This is a genomic window from Streptomyces neyagawaensis (genome assembly GCF_023516595.1).
Lineage (GTDB): Bacteria > Actinomycetota > Actinomycetes > Streptomycetales > Streptomycetaceae > Streptomyces > Streptomyces neyagawaensis.
Window position 1 is genome coordinate 38,971 of the sequence record NZ_JAMGBG010000046.1, and the last position, 16,166, is coordinate 55,136.

At 69.3% G+C, this 16,166-nt stretch carries 14 protein-coding genes and 1 pseudogene; 9 read left to right on the forward strand and 6 right to left on the reverse strand.

The window, feature by feature from the left end; genetic code table 11:
• Positions 1-16: 16 nt before the first annotated feature.
• Complete coding sequence (locus M8J73_RS20480) at positions 17-664, reverse strand: TetR family transcriptional regulator (RefSeq protein ID WP_079049852.1); 648 nt, start codon at positions 662-664, stop codon at positions 17-19.
• Positions 665-914: 250 nt separating this feature from the next.
• Here M8J73_RS20480 and kbpA point away from each other — a divergent pair, with 250 nt between their 5' ends.
• From kbpA to M8J73_RS20500, 4 genes are all read left to right on the forward strand, one after another.
• Positions 915-1,844 carry an AfsK-binding protein KbpA gene (gene kbpA, locus M8J73_RS20485; protein WP_055537357.1) on the forward strand — a complete coding sequence of 310 codons (930 nt, stop codon included), beginning with the start codon at positions 915-917 and terminating at the stop codon, positions 1,842-1,844.
• A gap of 303 nt (positions 1,845-2,147) precedes the next feature.
• Complete coding sequence (locus M8J73_RS20490; protein ID WP_249828916.1) at positions 2,148-4,490, forward strand: outer membrane protein assembly factor BamB family protein; 2,343 nt, start codon at positions 2,148-2,150, stop codon at positions 4,488-4,490.
• 281 nt (positions 4,491-4,771) lie between these two features.
• Complete coding sequence (locus tag M8J73_RS20495; protein WP_055537898.1) at positions 4,772-5,359, forward strand: RICIN domain-containing protein; 588 nt, start codon at positions 4,772-4,774, stop codon at positions 5,357-5,359.
• 181 nt (positions 5,360-5,540) lie between these two features.
• Positions 5,541-6,827 carry an acyltransferase family protein gene (locus M8J73_RS20500; RefSeq protein ID WP_055537899.1) on the forward strand — a complete coding sequence of 429 codons (1,287 nt, stop codon included), beginning with the start codon at positions 5,541-5,543 and terminating at the stop codon, positions 6,825-6,827.
• Here M8J73_RS20500 and M8J73_RS20505 read toward each other — a convergent pair.
• The 3 genes from M8J73_RS20505 to M8J73_RS20515 all read right to left on the reverse strand — a co-directional run bounded on the left by M8J73_RS20505 (position 6,817) and on the right by M8J73_RS20515 (position 8,703).
• Positions 6,817-7,386 (reverse strand): RICIN domain-containing protein, encoded by a 570-nt coding sequence (locus M8J73_RS20505; RefSeq protein ID WP_055537900.1) that lies wholly within the window; start codon positions 7,384-7,386, stop codon positions 6,817-6,819. The two genes, M8J73_RS20500 and M8J73_RS20505, sit on opposite strands and share 11 nt — an antisense overlap.
• Before the next feature lie 458 nt (positions 7,387-7,844).
• Complete coding sequence (locus M8J73_RS20510) at positions 7,845-8,033, reverse strand: hypothetical protein (RefSeq protein ID WP_157873087.1); 189 nt, start codon at positions 8,031-8,033, stop codon at positions 7,845-7,847.
• 229 nt (positions 8,034-8,262) lie between these two features.
• Positions 8,263-8,703 (reverse strand): ATP-binding protein, encoded by a 441-nt coding sequence (locus M8J73_RS20515; protein ID WP_055537902.1) that lies wholly within the window; start codon positions 8,701-8,703, stop codon positions 8,263-8,265.
• 194 nt (positions 8,704-8,897) lie between these two features.
• Here M8J73_RS20515 and M8J73_RS20520 point away from each other — a divergent pair.
• Together M8J73_RS20520 and M8J73_RS20525 are read left to right on the forward strand one after the other, a co-directional pair.
• Positions 8,898-9,768 (forward strand): annotated as a pseudogene (locus M8J73_RS20520) (helix-turn-helix domain-containing protein).
• A complete protein-coding gene (locus M8J73_RS20525; RefSeq protein WP_055542221.1) occupies positions 9,765-9,959 on the forward strand; it encodes a DUF397 domain-containing protein in 195 nt (64 codons plus the stop codon). Before M8J73_RS20520 ends, M8J73_RS20525 begins: the two are co-directional and overlap by 4 nt.
• 133 nt (positions 9,960-10,092) lie before the next feature.
• Here M8J73_RS20525 and M8J73_RS20530 read toward each other — a convergent pair whose 3' ends face one another.
• Positions 10,093-10,560 carry a hypothetical protein gene (locus M8J73_RS20530; RefSeq protein ID WP_055542222.1) on the reverse strand — a complete coding sequence of 156 codons (468 nt, stop codon included), beginning with the start codon at positions 10,558-10,560 and terminating at the stop codon, positions 10,093-10,095.
• A gap of 162 nt (positions 10,561-10,722) precedes the next feature.
• Entirely contained in the window at positions 10,723-11,454 is a 732-nt protein-coding gene (locus tag M8J73_RS20535; RefSeq protein WP_055542223.1) for a HEAT repeat domain-containing protein, read from the reverse strand.
• A 730-nt stretch (positions 11,455-12,184) separates the two neighbouring features.
• Between M8J73_RS20535 and M8J73_RS20540 the strand changes: the two genes are divergently transcribed.
• From M8J73_RS20540 to M8J73_RS20550, 3 genes are all read left to right on the forward strand, one after another.
• Complete coding sequence (locus M8J73_RS20540) at positions 12,185-13,612, forward strand: glycoside hydrolase family 43 protein (RefSeq protein WP_249828917.1); 1,428 nt, start codon at positions 12,185-12,187, stop codon at positions 13,610-13,612.
• Between the two features lie 90 nt (positions 13,613-13,702).
• On the forward strand, positions 13,703-15,079 hold the full coding sequence (locus M8J73_RS20545; RefSeq protein ID WP_055539869.1) for a glycoside hydrolase family 43 protein: 1,377 nt from the start codon (positions 13,703-13,705) through the stop codon (positions 15,077-15,079).
• A 152-nt stretch (positions 15,080-15,231) separates the two neighbouring features.
• A complete protein-coding gene (locus M8J73_RS20550; protein ID WP_055539868.1) occupies positions 15,232-15,972 on the forward strand; it encodes a class I SAM-dependent methyltransferase in 741 nt (246 codons plus the stop codon).
• The last annotated feature ends 194 nt before the right edge of the window (positions 15,973-16,166 follow it).

Sequence of the window (16,166 nt, forward strand, 5' to 3'; positions counted from 1 at the left end):
GCCCGGGGGCTCCCGGCTACTTCGTGGGCTTCTTGCCGGTGATGCCCAGGTGCACCAACAGCGCCAGGTTCGGCTTCAGTTCGGCCTGCTTCACACCCCAGGACTGGAAGCCCTTCTGGTGCGAGGAGACCGAGGCGAGCATCGCCACGAGGGAACCGGCGAGGGCGCCCGGGCTCACGTCCTTGTCGACCCGGCCCTTGGCCTGAAGCTCCTTCACCGTCTCCGAGAGGGAGTTGGTGACCGAGTTCAGGATCTTCATGCGGATCTTGTAGAAGCGTTTGTCGCCCTCGGCGGCGCCCAGGTCCACGACCCGGAGGATCGCGTCGTTCTTGCGCCAGAACTCCAGGAAGCCGTCGACGAGTTCCTGGGCGGTCTGCCAGCCGGCCTTGCCCACCCAGGAGCGTCCTTCGAGGAGGGACGTCAACGTGGCGCCCTCGGCGGCCATTTGCTCCGCGATCTCCAGAACCGCGCCCTCGACGTCCGGGAAGTACTGGTAGAAGGTCGCGGGCGAAGTCCCCGCCTTCCGGGCGACATCGATGACTTTGACGTCCCGGTAGGGGGAGGAGCTGAGCATCTCGCTGAGGCAGTCGAGCAGCTTCTGCCGGGTCGCCTGCCCACGTCGGCCGGCCACGCGGCCGTCGACGGTACGCACTTGTCCTGTCATGCCGTCAGCTTACCGAGGGGTGATCGGAGCGCGATTCGGCCGACTGCAAATGGGGAGTGCGGGCTTCACCAAGGGCTTCTCGGGACGCGACGGGCAGCGGGGTGGCGGGTTTCTTTCGCCGCGGGGGAGAAGCGGAACGGGCGGGTACGCCGGGGTGGGCGGGTACGCCGGGCCGTGCCCCCGCATCGCCGGCCACCCGCACGCACCCGCTCCGCGCGCGGGCGGCGTGGGGCGCCGTTAGCTTGGCGGTATGTACCCCGAGGGCGTTCCGTGCTGGATCGATGTGCAGCTTCCCGACGTGGAGGCCGGGAAGCGTTTCTACGGCGAGCTCTTCGGGTGGACGTTCAAGGTGGCCCCCGGCGACGGGGCGCACGAGGTCTGGGCGTATCTCCCCGGGATCCCCGTGACGTCCGCCACCCTGTCCGACGCCACCCCGCCCGACGCCTCCTCGGACACGCCCTCGGACGCCCCCCGGGACGCCTCGGCGGCCGTCTCCTCGGACGTCCCCCTCGCCCCCGTCGCCGCGCTCGTGCCCAAGCCCGACGGGCGGATGCCCACCGTGTGGACGCCGCACTTCGCGACGCCGGACGCGGTGGCGCTCACCGCCCGGATCAGGGCGGCCGGAGGGCAGGTGATCACGCCGCCGACCCCGGTCGGGGACCTCGGGGTCGCGGCGCTGGCCACGGACCCGGAGGGGGCCGTGTTCGGGCTGTGGCAGGCGGGCACGCACCCGGGGTTCGGGCGGCGGCACGAGCCGGGGACCTTCGCCTGGGCGGAGTTGTACACGCGGGACACCAAGGCGGCCAACGCCTTCTACGCCCACCTCTTCCACGACGCGCTCTTCGGGCCCGACGCCGACCCCGACTTCGGGCGGGCCGCCGTCACCGAGGTGTTCCCCGCCGAGATGCCGCCGCACTTCCTCGTCCACTTCGGTACCGAGGACTGCCAGGCCGCCCTGGGCGTGGTCACCCGGCTCGGCGGGCGGGTCCAGGTGCCGCCCTTCGACACGTCGTACGGAAATGTGGCGGTCGTCACGGACAATCAAGGCGCGTCGTTCGCGCTGCTCCAGCGGAGCGCCGGGGGCGACTGGCGGGAGGCGCCGCAGGAGGAGGGTCGGGAGGGGCAGGACCCTGACGATCTGCGGCTGGAAGGGGACGAAGGGCGCGAAGACGAAGGCTGAGGGGCTGTCGCGCCAACGTCGTACGGGTAGGCCTCTTGGAGCGTCCTGGGGGCGGACGAGGGGGTTGTGCGCCGGTGGTACGCCACCGTTCGCGGTGTTTCATCATGCGGTCTCCCGCTTCCCACGGGGCGGACGGCGTGGTTTTGTCCTGAGACACCCCGTTCCGCCCCCGGGTTCGCAACCTGCCCCCGGTACAGGAAGAATCGGGGTGCGTGCCGCCAGGGCGGTGCGGTGGTGAGACGCTGCACGGGGCCGCGCACACAACGTGGGTGACGCGGGCCGTACGGGGAGGTGGCAGGGCAAGTGGATCAGCTGACGCAGCACGATCCGCGGCGGATCGGGCCGTTCGAGGTGCTGGGACGGCTGGGTGCCGGCGGCATGGGGCTGGTCTATCTGGCGCGCTCGGCGTCGGGTCGGCGCGTGGCGATCAAGACCGTGCGGACGGAACTCGCGGAGGACCAGCTCTTCCGGGTGCGTTTCACGCGCGAGGTCGAGGCGGCCCGCGCGGTGTCCGGCTTCTACACGGCGGCCGTGGTCGACGCCGACCCGCGGGCCGCCGTGCCGTGGCTGGCGACCGCGTACGTCCCCGCGCCCTCGCTGGAAGAGATAGTGAACGACTGCGGACCGCTGCCGGTCCAGGCCGTGCGCTGGCTCGCCGCGGGTGTCGCCGAGGCCCTCCAGTCGATCCATGGCGCCGGTCTCGTCCACCGTGGCCTCAAGCCGTCGAACGTCCTCGTCGTCGAGGACGGGCCCCGCGTGATCGACTTCGGTATCGCCTCCGGCGTATCGAACACCCGTTTGACGATGACGAACGTCGCCGTGGGTACGCCCGCGTACATGTCCCCCGAGCAGGCGAAGGACTCGCGCAGCGTCACCGGCGCCAGCGACGTCTTCTCGCTCGGGTCGATGCTCGTCTTCGCGGCCACCGGGCACGCGCCCTTCCACGGCGCCAACCCGGTCGAGACCGTCTTCATGCTGCTGCGTGAGGGCCCCGACCTGTCCGGGCTCCCGGACGATCTGCGGCCCCTCATCGAGTCCTGTATGCAGATGGACCCGACGGCCCGGCCCAACCCGGCCGACCTCCAGGCGCAGCTCGCCCCTCATCTCTTCGGCTCCGGGTCCGACGACAGCGGTACGGCGTCGGCGTGGCTGCCCGAGAAGGCCGTCGGCCTCATCGAGTCCCGCCGCGGCGGGCGCCCGTCCCCCAAGCCGGGCCAGACCTCCGGCGGCCGCGGTGGCGGCCGGCCCACGGCCCCGGCCCCCGTGCCGCCCCCGCCCTCGTACGACCCGGCGCCCGTCTCCGTCGGCGCCCCCGACACCGGGCCGGTACGGCTCGCCGGCGCCCAGGTGCCCATCGGGCCCGGCCCGCGGGTCGCCGACGCCCGTGCCGCCGCCGTGAAGGCGCCCCCGCCTCGGGCGGGCCTCGCCGCGTCCTGGTCCCGCCCCCGCGCCGGGGTGAACGGCGCCGACCCGGCGCCCGCCGTGACCGCCCAGCCCGCGCACGAGCCGGCCGCCTCCGGCTGGCGCCCCTGGCGTTTCCGCATGTCGAACGATGTGTGGGGCACCCCGTCCGTCGCCGGTGACCTCGTCTACGTCACCTCCTTCGAGGTGCACGCCCTGGACGTGGCCACGGGGCGGCGCCGCTTCAAGACCCGTGACGTCGCCTGGTCGATGGCGGTCGCGGACGGCCGTATCCACGCCTCCGACGGCCCCACGCTCTTCGCACTCGACGCACGGGAGGGCGCCGACCTGTGGCGGCTGTCCACCGACGCCTGGGTGTACTCGCTGAAGGCCGACCGGGGCACGGTCGTCACCGCCACGCGGGGCGGCGGCGTCCAGGGCTGGGAAGCCTCGAACGGGCACAAGCTCTGGGAGATCACCGGCACCCAGACCGACTTCGAGTCCCCCGAGGCCGGGCCGCTCGTCCACGACGGCACGGTCTACGTCTGGAAGGACGCCCGGCTGCGCGCCCTGGAGGCCCGTACGGGTGAGGAGCGCTGGTCGTACCCCATCGGCGACGCGGCGTCCTGCGGCGGTGTCCCCGTCCGGCTGACCCCGGCGTCGGACGGCTATGTGTATGTCTCCGCGGGCAGCCGGGTTCTCGCCATCGACGTGGCGAGCGGTCATGTCCGCTGGCACTTCGAGGCACCGGCGGTGTTCCTGTCCGCGCCGACGTTCGCGCCGGGCCCGGCGGTGACCGGAGGCGGCATCTACCTGGCCGACTACCTGGGCACGGTCTACGCCCTCGACGCGACCGACGGCCGCGACCGCTGGCGCATCGCGACGGAGTCCCGCTCCTCCTTGGAGCCGGTCCTGGTGGCCGCCGGCCATGTCCACGTCGGCAGCGGCAAGGGGCTCTACACCCTCGACGCGGTCACGGGGACGCCGAAGTGGCGCTTCCAGGCGGGCGGCGAGATCGTCGGCGCCCCGTCGGTGGCGGAGGGCCGCATCCACTTCGGCTCCACCGACCACCTCCTCTACACGCTGAAAGCGGACGACGGCCGCCTGCGGTGGAAGCTCGCGACGGGCGGGGAGATCACCGGCTCCCCGGTGGTCAAGGACGGCGTGGTGTACGCGTGCAGCAAGGACCGCTGCGTGTACGCGCTGGACGCGGAGAAGGGGACGGGGACGGCCCGCACGAACTGAGTGCCGGGTGCGTGGTACTCCGGCGGTACCCCGAAGCATGCCCCGGGGACGGCGTCGGCGGGGAGAGGGCGGGCGTGCAGCATCGCGTCGGTGGCGCGGGCGTGTTCTGTCCGCCCCTCGAAGGAGTGCCCAGAGGACGGTCGTGGTAGCGGCGGATCCGGCGCCGCCCCTGTCAAGCAAGCGCTTTCAGTCAATCTCCCAAATGATCTGGCGGCTCCCTCGGGGCCTTTGGTTGAGTACTCGCAGTCATACCAAGGGCACCAGACGTGAGGAGATGTCCCATGGGTACATCGCGCATCATGAAGGTCGTCGCGGTCGTCGCGATCGGAGCGCTGACGGGGATGGCCAGTCCGGCGCTCGCTTCGGCACAGTCGCCTAGCGGCTCCTGGACCCCGAACCCCCTTTCCTTGTCGACCCTTGAAGGGCAGGCGACAGCAGCCCCGATCGTCGGGCTCAGAAACGCGAAGTCCGGCAAGTTCCTGCAGCCCACAGGCAACAGCACGGCGAACGGCGCCAAAGTCGTCCAGCAGCCCGGAGATGATCAGAATTCCTCGCAGTACTGGGACATGATTCAGGACGGCGACTACTTCAGCTTCGAGAACGGCCGCTCGGGCAGGAACCTGGGGATCGACGGCGCCAGCACGGCCAATGGTGCGTCGGCGATCATCGCGAACGGGTCCGGTGACACGAACCAGGACTGGGTGATCGTCCCGGTGTCGGGCGGCCAGACGGACGATGCCAGGCTGCAGAACCGTAAGAGTGGCAAGTGCCTGGGTATCTCCGGCGCCAGCACCGCCAACGGCGCGCAGGCCGCCCAGTTCACCTGCGACGGGTCGGAGAACCAGCGCTGGATCCTTGACTTGCTGTGATCTTCCAGGGTCAGGCGCGCTTCAGCCGCCGTGCCGTTGGCACGGCGGCTGAAGCGGTAGTTGACTGCTCCCAGGGCACTTCGGACCAGCATCGGACGCCTTGGCGACTGCCCTCAACGACTGCGAGATCCTCGCAGGAGCGGAACTGAACACCCGAGATCGTCAGCACGTGAGTACGGGTATGAACCCCTCGCTCTCGGCGTCGCCCCGATTAACCCTGTCCGGTTCGTCGCGGCTCGGCTGGCTCGACGCGTTGCGCGGCATCGCGGCGCTGGTGGTGGTGTTCGACCACTCGTCGTACTCGTTCATGGCCGAGTTCCGACGAGAGCTGATGCCGGAGTTCAACACAAGCCGTTACGGCATCATGGTGTTCTTCCTGGTCAGCGGCTACATCATCCCTGCCTCGCTGGAACGCAGGGGCTCCGTGAGAACGTTCTGGATCGGCCGTCTCTTCCGCATCTACCCTCTGTGGGCGGCCGTCGTGACGGGCATGGTGGCGGCCGCGGCGCTGGGCGTGGCAGAGGTCCGCGACTTCGACGGACAGAACGTCGCCTCGGTGGCCGCAGCCCATCTCATGCTGTTCCAGGAGCTGTTGGGAACACCCAATCTACTGCTCGTTCTCTGGACACTCTCGTACGAGATGGCCTTCTACCTGCTGGTGGTCGCCCTCTTCACCGTCCGCTCGCACCAGCGGTCCATCGCGGTCGCGGTCACCTTGGCGGGGCTCGCCGCGCTGAGCGTGGCAGCGGGTTTCGCGCTCCCGGTCTCAGCCCTCTCCCACGCCCTGGGCACAGGCCGGCTCATCGCACTCACGTCGGTCGTCATGGTGGTGGCCATCTGCTGCGCGTGCTTCGGGTCGACCGCGCTGCGCGTGTTCGGGGGCGTGCTGGGCGGCGTTCTCGCCCTGGTCCTGGTCGCCTTCAACGGCACGGTCCCGGTGTGGGAGGGCCTCGTGATCCTCGCCGTGATGTTCCTCGGCACGGCGGTCTATCGGGCAGACACCGGTCAGAGCAGGTGGGCGTACGTGGGGTGCGCGGCCGCTGTGGTGGTCGCCTGCGCGATCGGGAGCGCATACGTCGACGGCGACGGGGGTCATTTCACCCGACGCGCGTGGATCCTGTCCTTCCTGCTGGCCGTGGCCACCTTCGGCGTCGGCCTGTTGCTGCGCCGTCGGCGGATCCCGCGTCTCCTGGCCGGACTGGGCACGATCAGCTACTCGGTCTACCTCGTGCACCCGTTGCTGCTGGCGGTGAGTGACAGCACGATCGGCCGCCGGCGACACGACGACCTCGTGCTGGAAGTCGTCTTCTATGTCGTGCTGTTGCCCCTCTGCGTGCTGACCTATCGCTGTGTCGAGGCACCGGCCCAGAGATGGGGACGGAACCTGGCACGCCGTGACGCCCCGGACCGGCCGGTGTCCGGGGCGTCGTCAAAGGCGGAGCAAGCAGGCCGGGTGGCTAGCGGGTGATCAGCGACCAGCCCTGATTGGTCGAGCCGTCGCAGCTGAACTGGGCGGCTACGGCGCCGTTGGCGGTGCTCCCGCCAGAGATGCCGAGGCACAGTCCGCTCTTACGGTTCTTGAGCTCGAAGACGGTGTCGTTGCGCCAGTTGAGGGTCCAGTCCTGGTTGAGGTCGCCGGACGGGTTCGCCTGGATGGCCACCGCGCCGGGTGAGGTGCTGGCGCCATTGATTCCGGCGTTCAGACCGGAGTTGTCGTTCCAGAAGGTGGTGAAGGACCCGTCGGCGACGAGCCACCACGACTGCCAGGCACCCGAGGAAAGGGGCTGCTGAACGAGGCTGGCACCCACGGAGGTGCTGCCACCTGCGGGCTGAAGGTACTTCTGGGACTTGAGGTTGCGCAGGCCCAGGGGCTCCGCGGCAGCCTTGGACTTGATGCTGGAGGATGTCACGGGCGTCGGCTCGCTGCTCTTGGGCGACTGTGTGTCGGCGAGCGCGGGACTGGCCGCAGCCAGCAGGCCGCCGACCATGACCGCGGTGATGACGTTCCTGCTTCGTCTGGTGCTCATGCAGCATCTCCTTACCAGTGGTGCTCCTGAGGTGACCATGAGTACTCAACCAGGCAGCCAGAAGGATTCGCTAGGGCGTTCGAGAAGATCGACTGAGAGCGCTTTCTTGACGGAGGCTTGGTGCGTGTGCGGGCCGGATTCGGCGGTGGTGGTGTTGTACCCGACGCGGGTGGGGTCGAATATCTCTCCAGAGGACGCCAACCAGCGCCAAGACCCTCAGTCCTGGGTGGGCCGAACGGCACCACCGCACGAGTCCGGCCTACTGGAAAACGACCCTCCGCTTTATGGCGAGGCTGAAAACGGATCCCTCCCGCGCGACCTCTGGCGCCTGCCCGGGCATCGCGGCCTGGGTATGCAACCAGCCAGGAGATTGTGTCCCTTCTCTCCGTAGCGGGAGCGGGTCAGCGGCGCGGACGGGAGCCGGCGGTACAGACCCCGACGGGATTCACGTCGTCGGCTTACCGCGGGGAGCGGGCTGCTCTCGCGGCCTCGCGGTGGCGGTCGCCCAGCAGCGCCGAGTGGTAGCAGTGGCGTGCGCGGACGCGGCAGCCGTCGTCGCAGACGAGGACGTGGTCGAGCCACGCATGGAACGTGGCCCTGACCGGGTCCGGTTGCTCGGGCGGCGCCCCCGGCGCTCCCTCGCTCATGCCCATCTCGGCCGCTCCTCCCTCAAGTAGGCCGCGACATACGGCCGTACGAGATCCCGCTCCGCGTGCACCGGCTCCTCGGGGCACGCGTTCCTGTGGGGACGCGCCGACTCCCAGCACGGTTCGCGGGGGAGCAGCGGTAGCCACCGGCCGTGTGCGACGCGATGCCGCTCCGAGCGCGCGGCCCAGCGGCGCCACCGGCCGCGTTCGGGGCTGAGCGGCGGCAGGGCTACCGGTCGCAACCGGACTCCCTGGGCACGAGGAAGTAGGCCCACACGGACTTGGTGAACGGCCGCGCCTCGCACCCCCACCGCTCCGCCAGCGCGGCCACGAGCACGAGTCCGAGCCCGCCGTCGGCCTCGGGGCCGCGTTCCGCACGGGGCGCTGGAAGCCGCCCCCGGTCCGGGTCCGCCACCTCGACGAGCAGGCCGCAGCCCCGGATCGAGAGGGTCACCTCGATCTCGGCGAGGGGCACCTGGCAGTGCCGCACGGCGTTGGCGACGAGCTCGGTGGCCACGGTGGCGATGTCGGCGGCGAGTTCACCACCGACCGCCCAGTCCTTGAGAATCCGCCGCACCTCGGCCCGAGCCTCGGGGACGTGCCGTCTGCGCTTGGGGATACGGAAGGAGTCACGGCGAGGGTGGGAGGGGCGAGGGGCGAGTGCGGGCATGGCGAGAAGACCCCCTGACGTGTCGTCAAGACCGGCCGCTGAGGGGCGGCGCGTGCTTGGAAGCTAGAGGCAAATTCGCGACCCGTGCAATGACAACGACTGAATACATGCATGAGTGCCACTCGATGGAGTGATGTCGCTCTCTGGGAGGGTGCCGGACGTGGCATGGTTTGCCGCAGGAGAGGGGGGTGCTCATGCCCGCAGGTGGACGACCGACCGTGCGCAGTAGGCGCTTGGGTTCGGCACTCAGGACGTTATCGGCAGGCCGCCAAGGTCGATCAGCCGCAGGCCGCCGAAGTGATCGCGTCAAGTCAGGCAAGAATCAGCCGCATTGAGACGGGTCATGCGACGCCCCGAGTCATCGAGGTGCGGCTGCTGTTGGACGCGTACGGCATCGCGGACCAGGAAGTCCGCGACAAGCTTGAGGACTTGGCCAAGCACTCCAAGAACCGTGGCTGGTGGCTCGAACACGCGGAGCACCTACGGCCCGACTACCTCGACCACATCGCGTTGGAGGACGACGCGACGTACATCCGTGAGTGGTCCCCGGTTCTGGTGCCAGGGCTTCTGCAAACCCCGGCCTATGCCGAGGCGGTCATCTCGGCGACTCCTCACTACATCGCTCCTGACCGGATCGACCATCTGGTGAAGGTGCGTGCGGGGAGGCAAGCGAAGATCGAGGAGGGCGGGGCAACGTACGCCGTCATCATCTGGGAAGCGGTGATCGCGCACCCGGCAGTGAGCCCCGACCTCCATCGGGATCAGCTCTCCAGGATTCTTGAGGTAGGAGAGCGGAAGAATGTCACCGTGCAGGTCCTGCCGTTCAGCGCGGGACCGGTGGCGGGCCTGACTGATCCCTTCTCCTCCTTCAGCTTCGAATCCGAGCCGATCGTCGAAGCCGTAACCCTGGAAAACCTGCGGGGCACTTCGGTCTTGGAGGCACCCGAGGACCTCGCGGCTTACGCCCATGCGCACGACCATCTACGATCGGCAGCACTGGCACCTGATGCCAGTGCGCTGCTGATTCGGAGCGCACTGCGAAGTAGCAAGGAAGACGCATCGTGACCGAGGTCATAGGCCCCTTCCGGAAGTCCTCGCACTCCGGAGGGGAGGGCAACTGCGTTGAAGTCGCCTCCACCTCCACCGGCGGCCGAGCCGTCCGCGACAGCAAGAACGCCCGCGGCCCCCTCCTCCACCTCACCCCCGACGGCTGGCGTGCCTTCCTCGACGGGGCCAAGAGCGGCGCGTTCGGGTAGCGGAAGCGGTCCGGGCGGCACTCCTGATGTCCGTGCGCGACTCATTCGGAGCGCCCTGCGAATGAACTCCCCCACGGGCCAGGGCAACCTCCGTCCGAGGTATCGAATGGGCGCGGCTGCGGGCCGCCTGTTTTCAGCCCTGGCCATGGGGTTTGAGGCCCGCCCTGGCGGTGTTGCGGATCCGCTTGGTGCGGCCGGCTACGGCGAGAATCTCCATGGCCTCGGTGTTCGTCCCGGCGGCGGTCTTGAGCTGGAGCCAGTCGGAGGACGCGAGGAGGTCGTCCGGCTGCCAGGGCAGCTTGAGCGTGACGGCGCGGAAGATCGACCACTCGCGCAGGCGCTGAGTCAGAAGGGGGTGGTCGATCGTGGTCCGGGTCATCTCCCGCGCCCACTCCTCATAGGCGCGACCGGGGTGGAGGCCGGCGGCCCGACGGTCCAGGTGTCGCAGTACGGCGGACCGGGCCATCGTCTGGTCCGGATCGGTGAGCACACGGCTGACTAGGTCGGCTTCGTCCGCGTCGGCGACGTTCCCCAGCCTGTCGAGGTAGGCCGCGAAGCGGATGTGCTCGTCCGGGTTCCGCAGGATGTCCTGAAGGTTCACGCGGCCCGCTCCTCGTGCTCTACCAGGACACCCTCTCGAACCGTGCGACGGCCCGGACCAGGATCATTCGGCAAGGTGCGCCCTTCGTCTGTTCGGCCGGTTGAAGCACCGCTCCACGACGTTGCGACGCTTGTAGAGGTGCTCGTGCTGGAACGGCATCCGTCACCCCTCCAGGTGCAGGTCGCTGCGGTCGATCCAGGACGGGGCGACGAAGATGCCGTCGCCGACAGAGGCCATTGAGGCTTCCCGCAGGGACCAGGCGCGGGACTCCTCGACCAGGTGCTCCCACGGTGCGGTCCAGTCGAGTTCCCAGTCCAGGGTGGTGCCGGGGATGCCGTACTCGCGGCCGGCGTCCAGCCGCCAGAACTGGGAGTACAGGATCACCTGGGCGTGGTCGGCCAGGTCGTTGACGATGTCGGTGAAGTGAGCCGAGGGCCAGCGGGGGACGTCGTCCGCCGCGGTGGCTCGGAGGCGTGCGGTGAGCGGCGGGACGACAGGGGTGCGCGCGCCCAGTTCGGTCAGGGCCCAGCGAATGCCGACCGGCTCGGTCCAGTCCGGCGGAGTCGCACGTTCCAGACACGCGCGGTGGGCGCGGCGCAGGGGCTCGACCGCACCCTCGACGTCCAGGCTCGCCAAGGCCGTGGCCGCCCATTCGCGGACGGTCGGGTTGTCGCTGTTCAGCAGCCCGATGAGGGCGGGTCCGCAGCGGGGGTCGCCCACCTCCTCGAAGACCTCGATGGCGGTCAGCTGCCCGAAACCGCCGAGGGAGGGCAGCCCGTCGATGAGGGCGGGGAGGGCGTCGGCGCCCATCTCGATCAGTTCCGCGCGGGCGTCGTACGACGGGCCGGTCGCGTCGTCGAGCTGCTGGACGAGTCTCTCGATGTGCGTGGTCATGGGTGGTCCAGGCGCCAGGGCGTGGGGAGCCACCAGCAGACGGGGCGGATCTCGCACGAGCCGGGCATCGCTTCCAGCACGCGATGCCCGCGGCAGGGGCAGGGGGCGGGGGAGGAGGTGCTCATTCGAGCAGTCTCGTCGCCGGTCCCGCCGGGGTGCCATGGTTTTCTTCGCGCTGTCGCGCTGTCGCGCTGTCGCGCTGTCGCGCTGTCGCGCTGTCGCGCTGTCGCGCTGTCGTTCGCGTCCGGCTCGTGGGGGCTCGGGCGGTGTCGATCGCGGGCCGGGTGGGTGCCGGGTCGCTCATTTGTACGTTCGGTTAATCGAATGTGTCCGATGTATTGACGCGCCCTCTTTTCCGGATTTAACCTCTGCCCGATTTCGCGAACAGTGTTCGATATATCGCTCAACGTGCCCGATTGGACAGTGAGTTGGTTATGACGGCTTCCGGCGGAAGCGCCGCCCACCTGAAACGCCTTCGCGGGCGCTGAGGAGCACAGCCACCCGGCGCGTGCCGCAACCGCCCCACCTGGGCAGACGTACGTGCTAGCGCGCCCTGACCTGCTGTCACCATGGCGCCCTGGGCGAAGCGGTGAAACACCGTCGCTCGGATCTCCCCTTCCGGTCCGCGCGGTGCCCGGGGCCCGTCCCGCCCACTCCGAGACCAAGTTCCCCCCCGTCACCCCGCTCCCCCTTCGCCCGGCGGTGGCACCCGCATCCGACAGGAGATCCGATGTCTGCGCTCCGCGCCCGGCTGACGGTGATATTGCTCGCCGTCTGCCTCCTCTTCACGGGCCAAGCCCTCACCACACCCCAGCGGGCGGCCGCCGCCGAACCCGGCTACCTGATGGTGCACTTCCTCAACGACTCCGCGACCGGTCAGATGCTGTACGTCGCGCACAGCGCGGACGGCCTGCACTGGAACGACCTCAACGGCGGACAGCCGGTCCTCAACTCGAAGATCGGTACGAAGGGCGTGCGCGACCCCGCACTGGTGCGCTCCCAGGACGGCAGCAAGTACTGGATCATCGCGACCGATCTGTGCATCCGCTGCGGCTCGACGTACGCCAACGGCAGCCCCAACTTCGTGGTGTGGGAGTCGACCGACCTGGTGAACTGGTCGGACCCGTGGCTGCTCCCCGCCGCCTCACTGGTCCCCGGCGGAAAGAACGCGTGGGCGCCGGAGGCGATCTGGAACCCCGAGACCAACGACTACGTCCTGTACTGGGCGACGAACGCCACGCTGAACGGCATCAACAAGTACCGCATCTACGCCGCCCGCACCAAGGACTTCCGCACCATCACCACCCCGCAGATCTGGATCGACCCGCCCGGCAGCACCGCGGTCGTCGACACCCAGATGACCGAGGTGCCCGCAGGTACCGGCCCCTACCGCTACCTGAGGGCTTCCGGCGACGGCCAGAACAACATCGAGGGCAGCAACTCGATCCTCGGGACGTGGACCAACCTCGGCAACCTCTCCAGCATCGGCCTCACCGGCAACGTGGTCGAGGGCCCGGTCTGGATGAAGTTCCAGAACAGCAATCAGTGGGCCCTCTACATCGACTACAACAGCCCGCAGGGCGTACGCGAGTACAGGCCGATCCTGACGACCAACCCGTTCGACGTCAGCACCTACCAGCTCCAGCCGGCGGCCAACTACGACATGGGCGGCACCGCCAAGCGCCACGGCGCGATCATGCCCCTCACCTCCGCCGAGGAGAGCCGCGTCCTCGCACGCTGGCCCAGCACCCCGGCGCAGCGGCTCCAGTCGTACAACTTCCAGGACCGCTACGTGCGCCAGACCAACTTCGACGTGCGCATCGACCCCAACGTCAGCCCCGTCGAGGACTCCCAGTTCCGGCTGCGGCCCGGCCTGGTGGGCACCGGCACCGTCTCCTTCGAGTCGGTGAACTACCCCGGCTACTTCCTGCGCCACCAGAACTACGACTTCCAGCTCGTCCGCAACGACGGCTCCGCCCAGTTCGCCGCCGACGCCACCTTCAACAAGGTCGCCGGACTCGCCGACCCCAGCTGGTCGTCCTTCCAGTCGTACAACCACCCCGACCGCTACATCCGCCACTACGCCTACCAGCTCCGCCTCGACCCCATCACCACCACTCTGGGCCGCAGTGACGCCACCTTCCGTGTGACGAACTGACCCGCATCGCCATGGGTGCCGGCGCCGCCGCCAGGGCGGTGCCGGCACGGATGCGTCCCCCCCCACGTCCTTACGCCCCGGAGGCACCAGATGAGTGCAACACCCCTCCCGTCGCGCCGGCTCTTCCTCGGCATGGCCGCGGCCGTGCCGCTGTCCACCACCGGCGTGCTGACCCTCGGCAGCCGGTCCGCGAGCGCCGCGACGACCTCCCCGTTCGTCATGGCCTACTTCACCCAGTCACCGAGAAACCTCGGCACGGACTACGGCCTGCACCTCGCGGTCAGTACCGACGCGCTGCAATGGATGCCGCTGAACCAGAACAACCCCGTCGTGACCCCGACCGCGGGCGACGGGGGTCTGCGCGACCCCTTCATCCTGCCCAAGCAGGACGGCACCTACGTCGTCCTGGCGACCAATCTGAAGGGCACCGACTGGACCAAGAAGACCCCGTACATCCACGTCTGGGACTCCGCCGACCTGCGCTCCTTCGACAACTACCGTCTGCTGAAACTGCACGACATGGACACCCACACCTGGGCGCCCGAAGCCTTCTGGGACCCCTCCCGCGGCCAGTACGCCCTCACCTACTCGGCCGTCAACAGCAGCGGACACAACGTGATCATGGTGAACTACACCACGGACTTCCAGACGGTGACGGCACCGCAGGTCTTCTTCGACCCGGGCTACGACATCATCGACGGCACCCTGGCCAAGAACGTGAACGGCGTCAACTACCTGTACTACAAGGGCCGCAACAGCCTGGTGGGGGCGAGGTCCACCTCCCTCGCCCCCGGCAGCTTCACCCAGTTCACCTCGGGCCTGGCACCACAGGGAGGCATCGAGGGCCCGATCCTCGCCGAGGCCTCCGGCACCTGGTACCTGTGGGGCGACGCCAACGCGCTGTTCTACGCCTACCAGACCAACGACCTCTCCACCGGCACCTGGACCGCCACCGACCGGCGCCTCTACACCCAGCCGCTGAACTCCAAGCACGCCGACATCAAGCCGATCCCCCAGACGGTGTACGACAACATGATCGCCAAGTGGGGAAAGCCTGCCTGGAACCGGCTGAAGTCCTACAACTTCCCGGACAGATACTGGCGGCAGGTCGACTCCCTCGGCCGCATCGATCCGTACCCGTTCGACCCCTACACCGACTCGCAGTGGAAGCTCGTGCCGGGGCTGGCCGACCCCTCCGGCGTCTCCTTCCAGTCCCTCACCCAGCCGACCCGCTATCTGCGGCACTCCTTCTACCAGCTGCGGCTGGACACCAACGACGGCACCACGAGGTTCGCCCAGGACGCCACCTTCCACAAGACCGCCGGGCTCGCCGACCCGTCCTGGTCGTCGTTCCGCTCCCACAGCCACCCGGACCGCTACATCCGGCACTACAACTACGCGCTGCGCATCGACCCGATCTCCACCGCCACCGCCAGAGCCGACGCCACCTTCTCCGTCTGGTACTGAGACGACCCGCACGCTCCGAGTGCGACCGGCTCATGCTGGTGCGCTGGGGCACAAGCGCAGCAACACGCTGATGACGGCGGCCGGGGCGGGGCTGAAGCCAGCGGTGACCTAATCCGGTTGACCGCCCCGGCAGCCGGTGCTGGAGTCGGTGCGTGGACAGCATTCCCGCCAACCGGCGGCTCTGGAACCGGATCAGCGGCGCCTACCAGCACAGGCACGACCCGCGGATCGGTGCCGCACCCCGGCTCTGGGGCATGTACTCCATCCCCGACGCACACCTCGGCGCCCTGGGCGATGTCACCGGCAAGCGCGTCCTCGAACTCGGCTGCGGCGCCGGCCAATGGTCCCGGGCGCTCGCCGCCGAGGGCGCCGCCGTGGTCGGGCTCGACCTGTCCGAGGCCCAACTCGCCGCGGCGGCCGATGCGATGGGGGCGGCCCGCTACCCGCTGGTGCAGGGCGCCGCCGAACGACTCCCCTTCGCCGACGAGACCTTCGACCTGGTGTTCTGCGACTTCGGCGGGCTCAGTTGGGCGCCTCCGCATCTGGCCGTCCCGCAGGCCGCGCGCGTCCTGGTCCGGGGCGGGCGCCTGGTGTTCAACGTCGCCAGCCCCTGGTTCGAAGCCTGCTACGACGAAGCCGCCAGCCGTGTCACCACGACGCTGCGGAAGGACTACTTCGGGCTGAACGGCATCGACGAAGGCGACGGCGCGACCAGCTATCAGCTCACCTACGGCGACTGGGTCAGGGTGCTGCGCGGCGCGGGTCTCGTCATCGACGACCTCATCGAGCCGCGGCCCGAACAGGGAACACCCAACGGCTACAACGAGACCGACCCACCCGACTGGGCACACCGCTGGCCGGCGGAGCTGCTCTGGGTGACCCACAAGCCGTGAGTTCCTGCGCGCGGAGACCCGCAGACATGCCCTCGCCGGACGGGCCGTGCCGGGCAATCCCGTTCGAACCATTGACGTGTTGGGCGGGTGGCGCTCATCATCGGGCCACTCGATGTCAGCGTTGACATATGTCATCGATGACACTCTCTGGCCGGCGGTGTGGACGACAGCGCGGGCCAGGGCGCCACATCGTC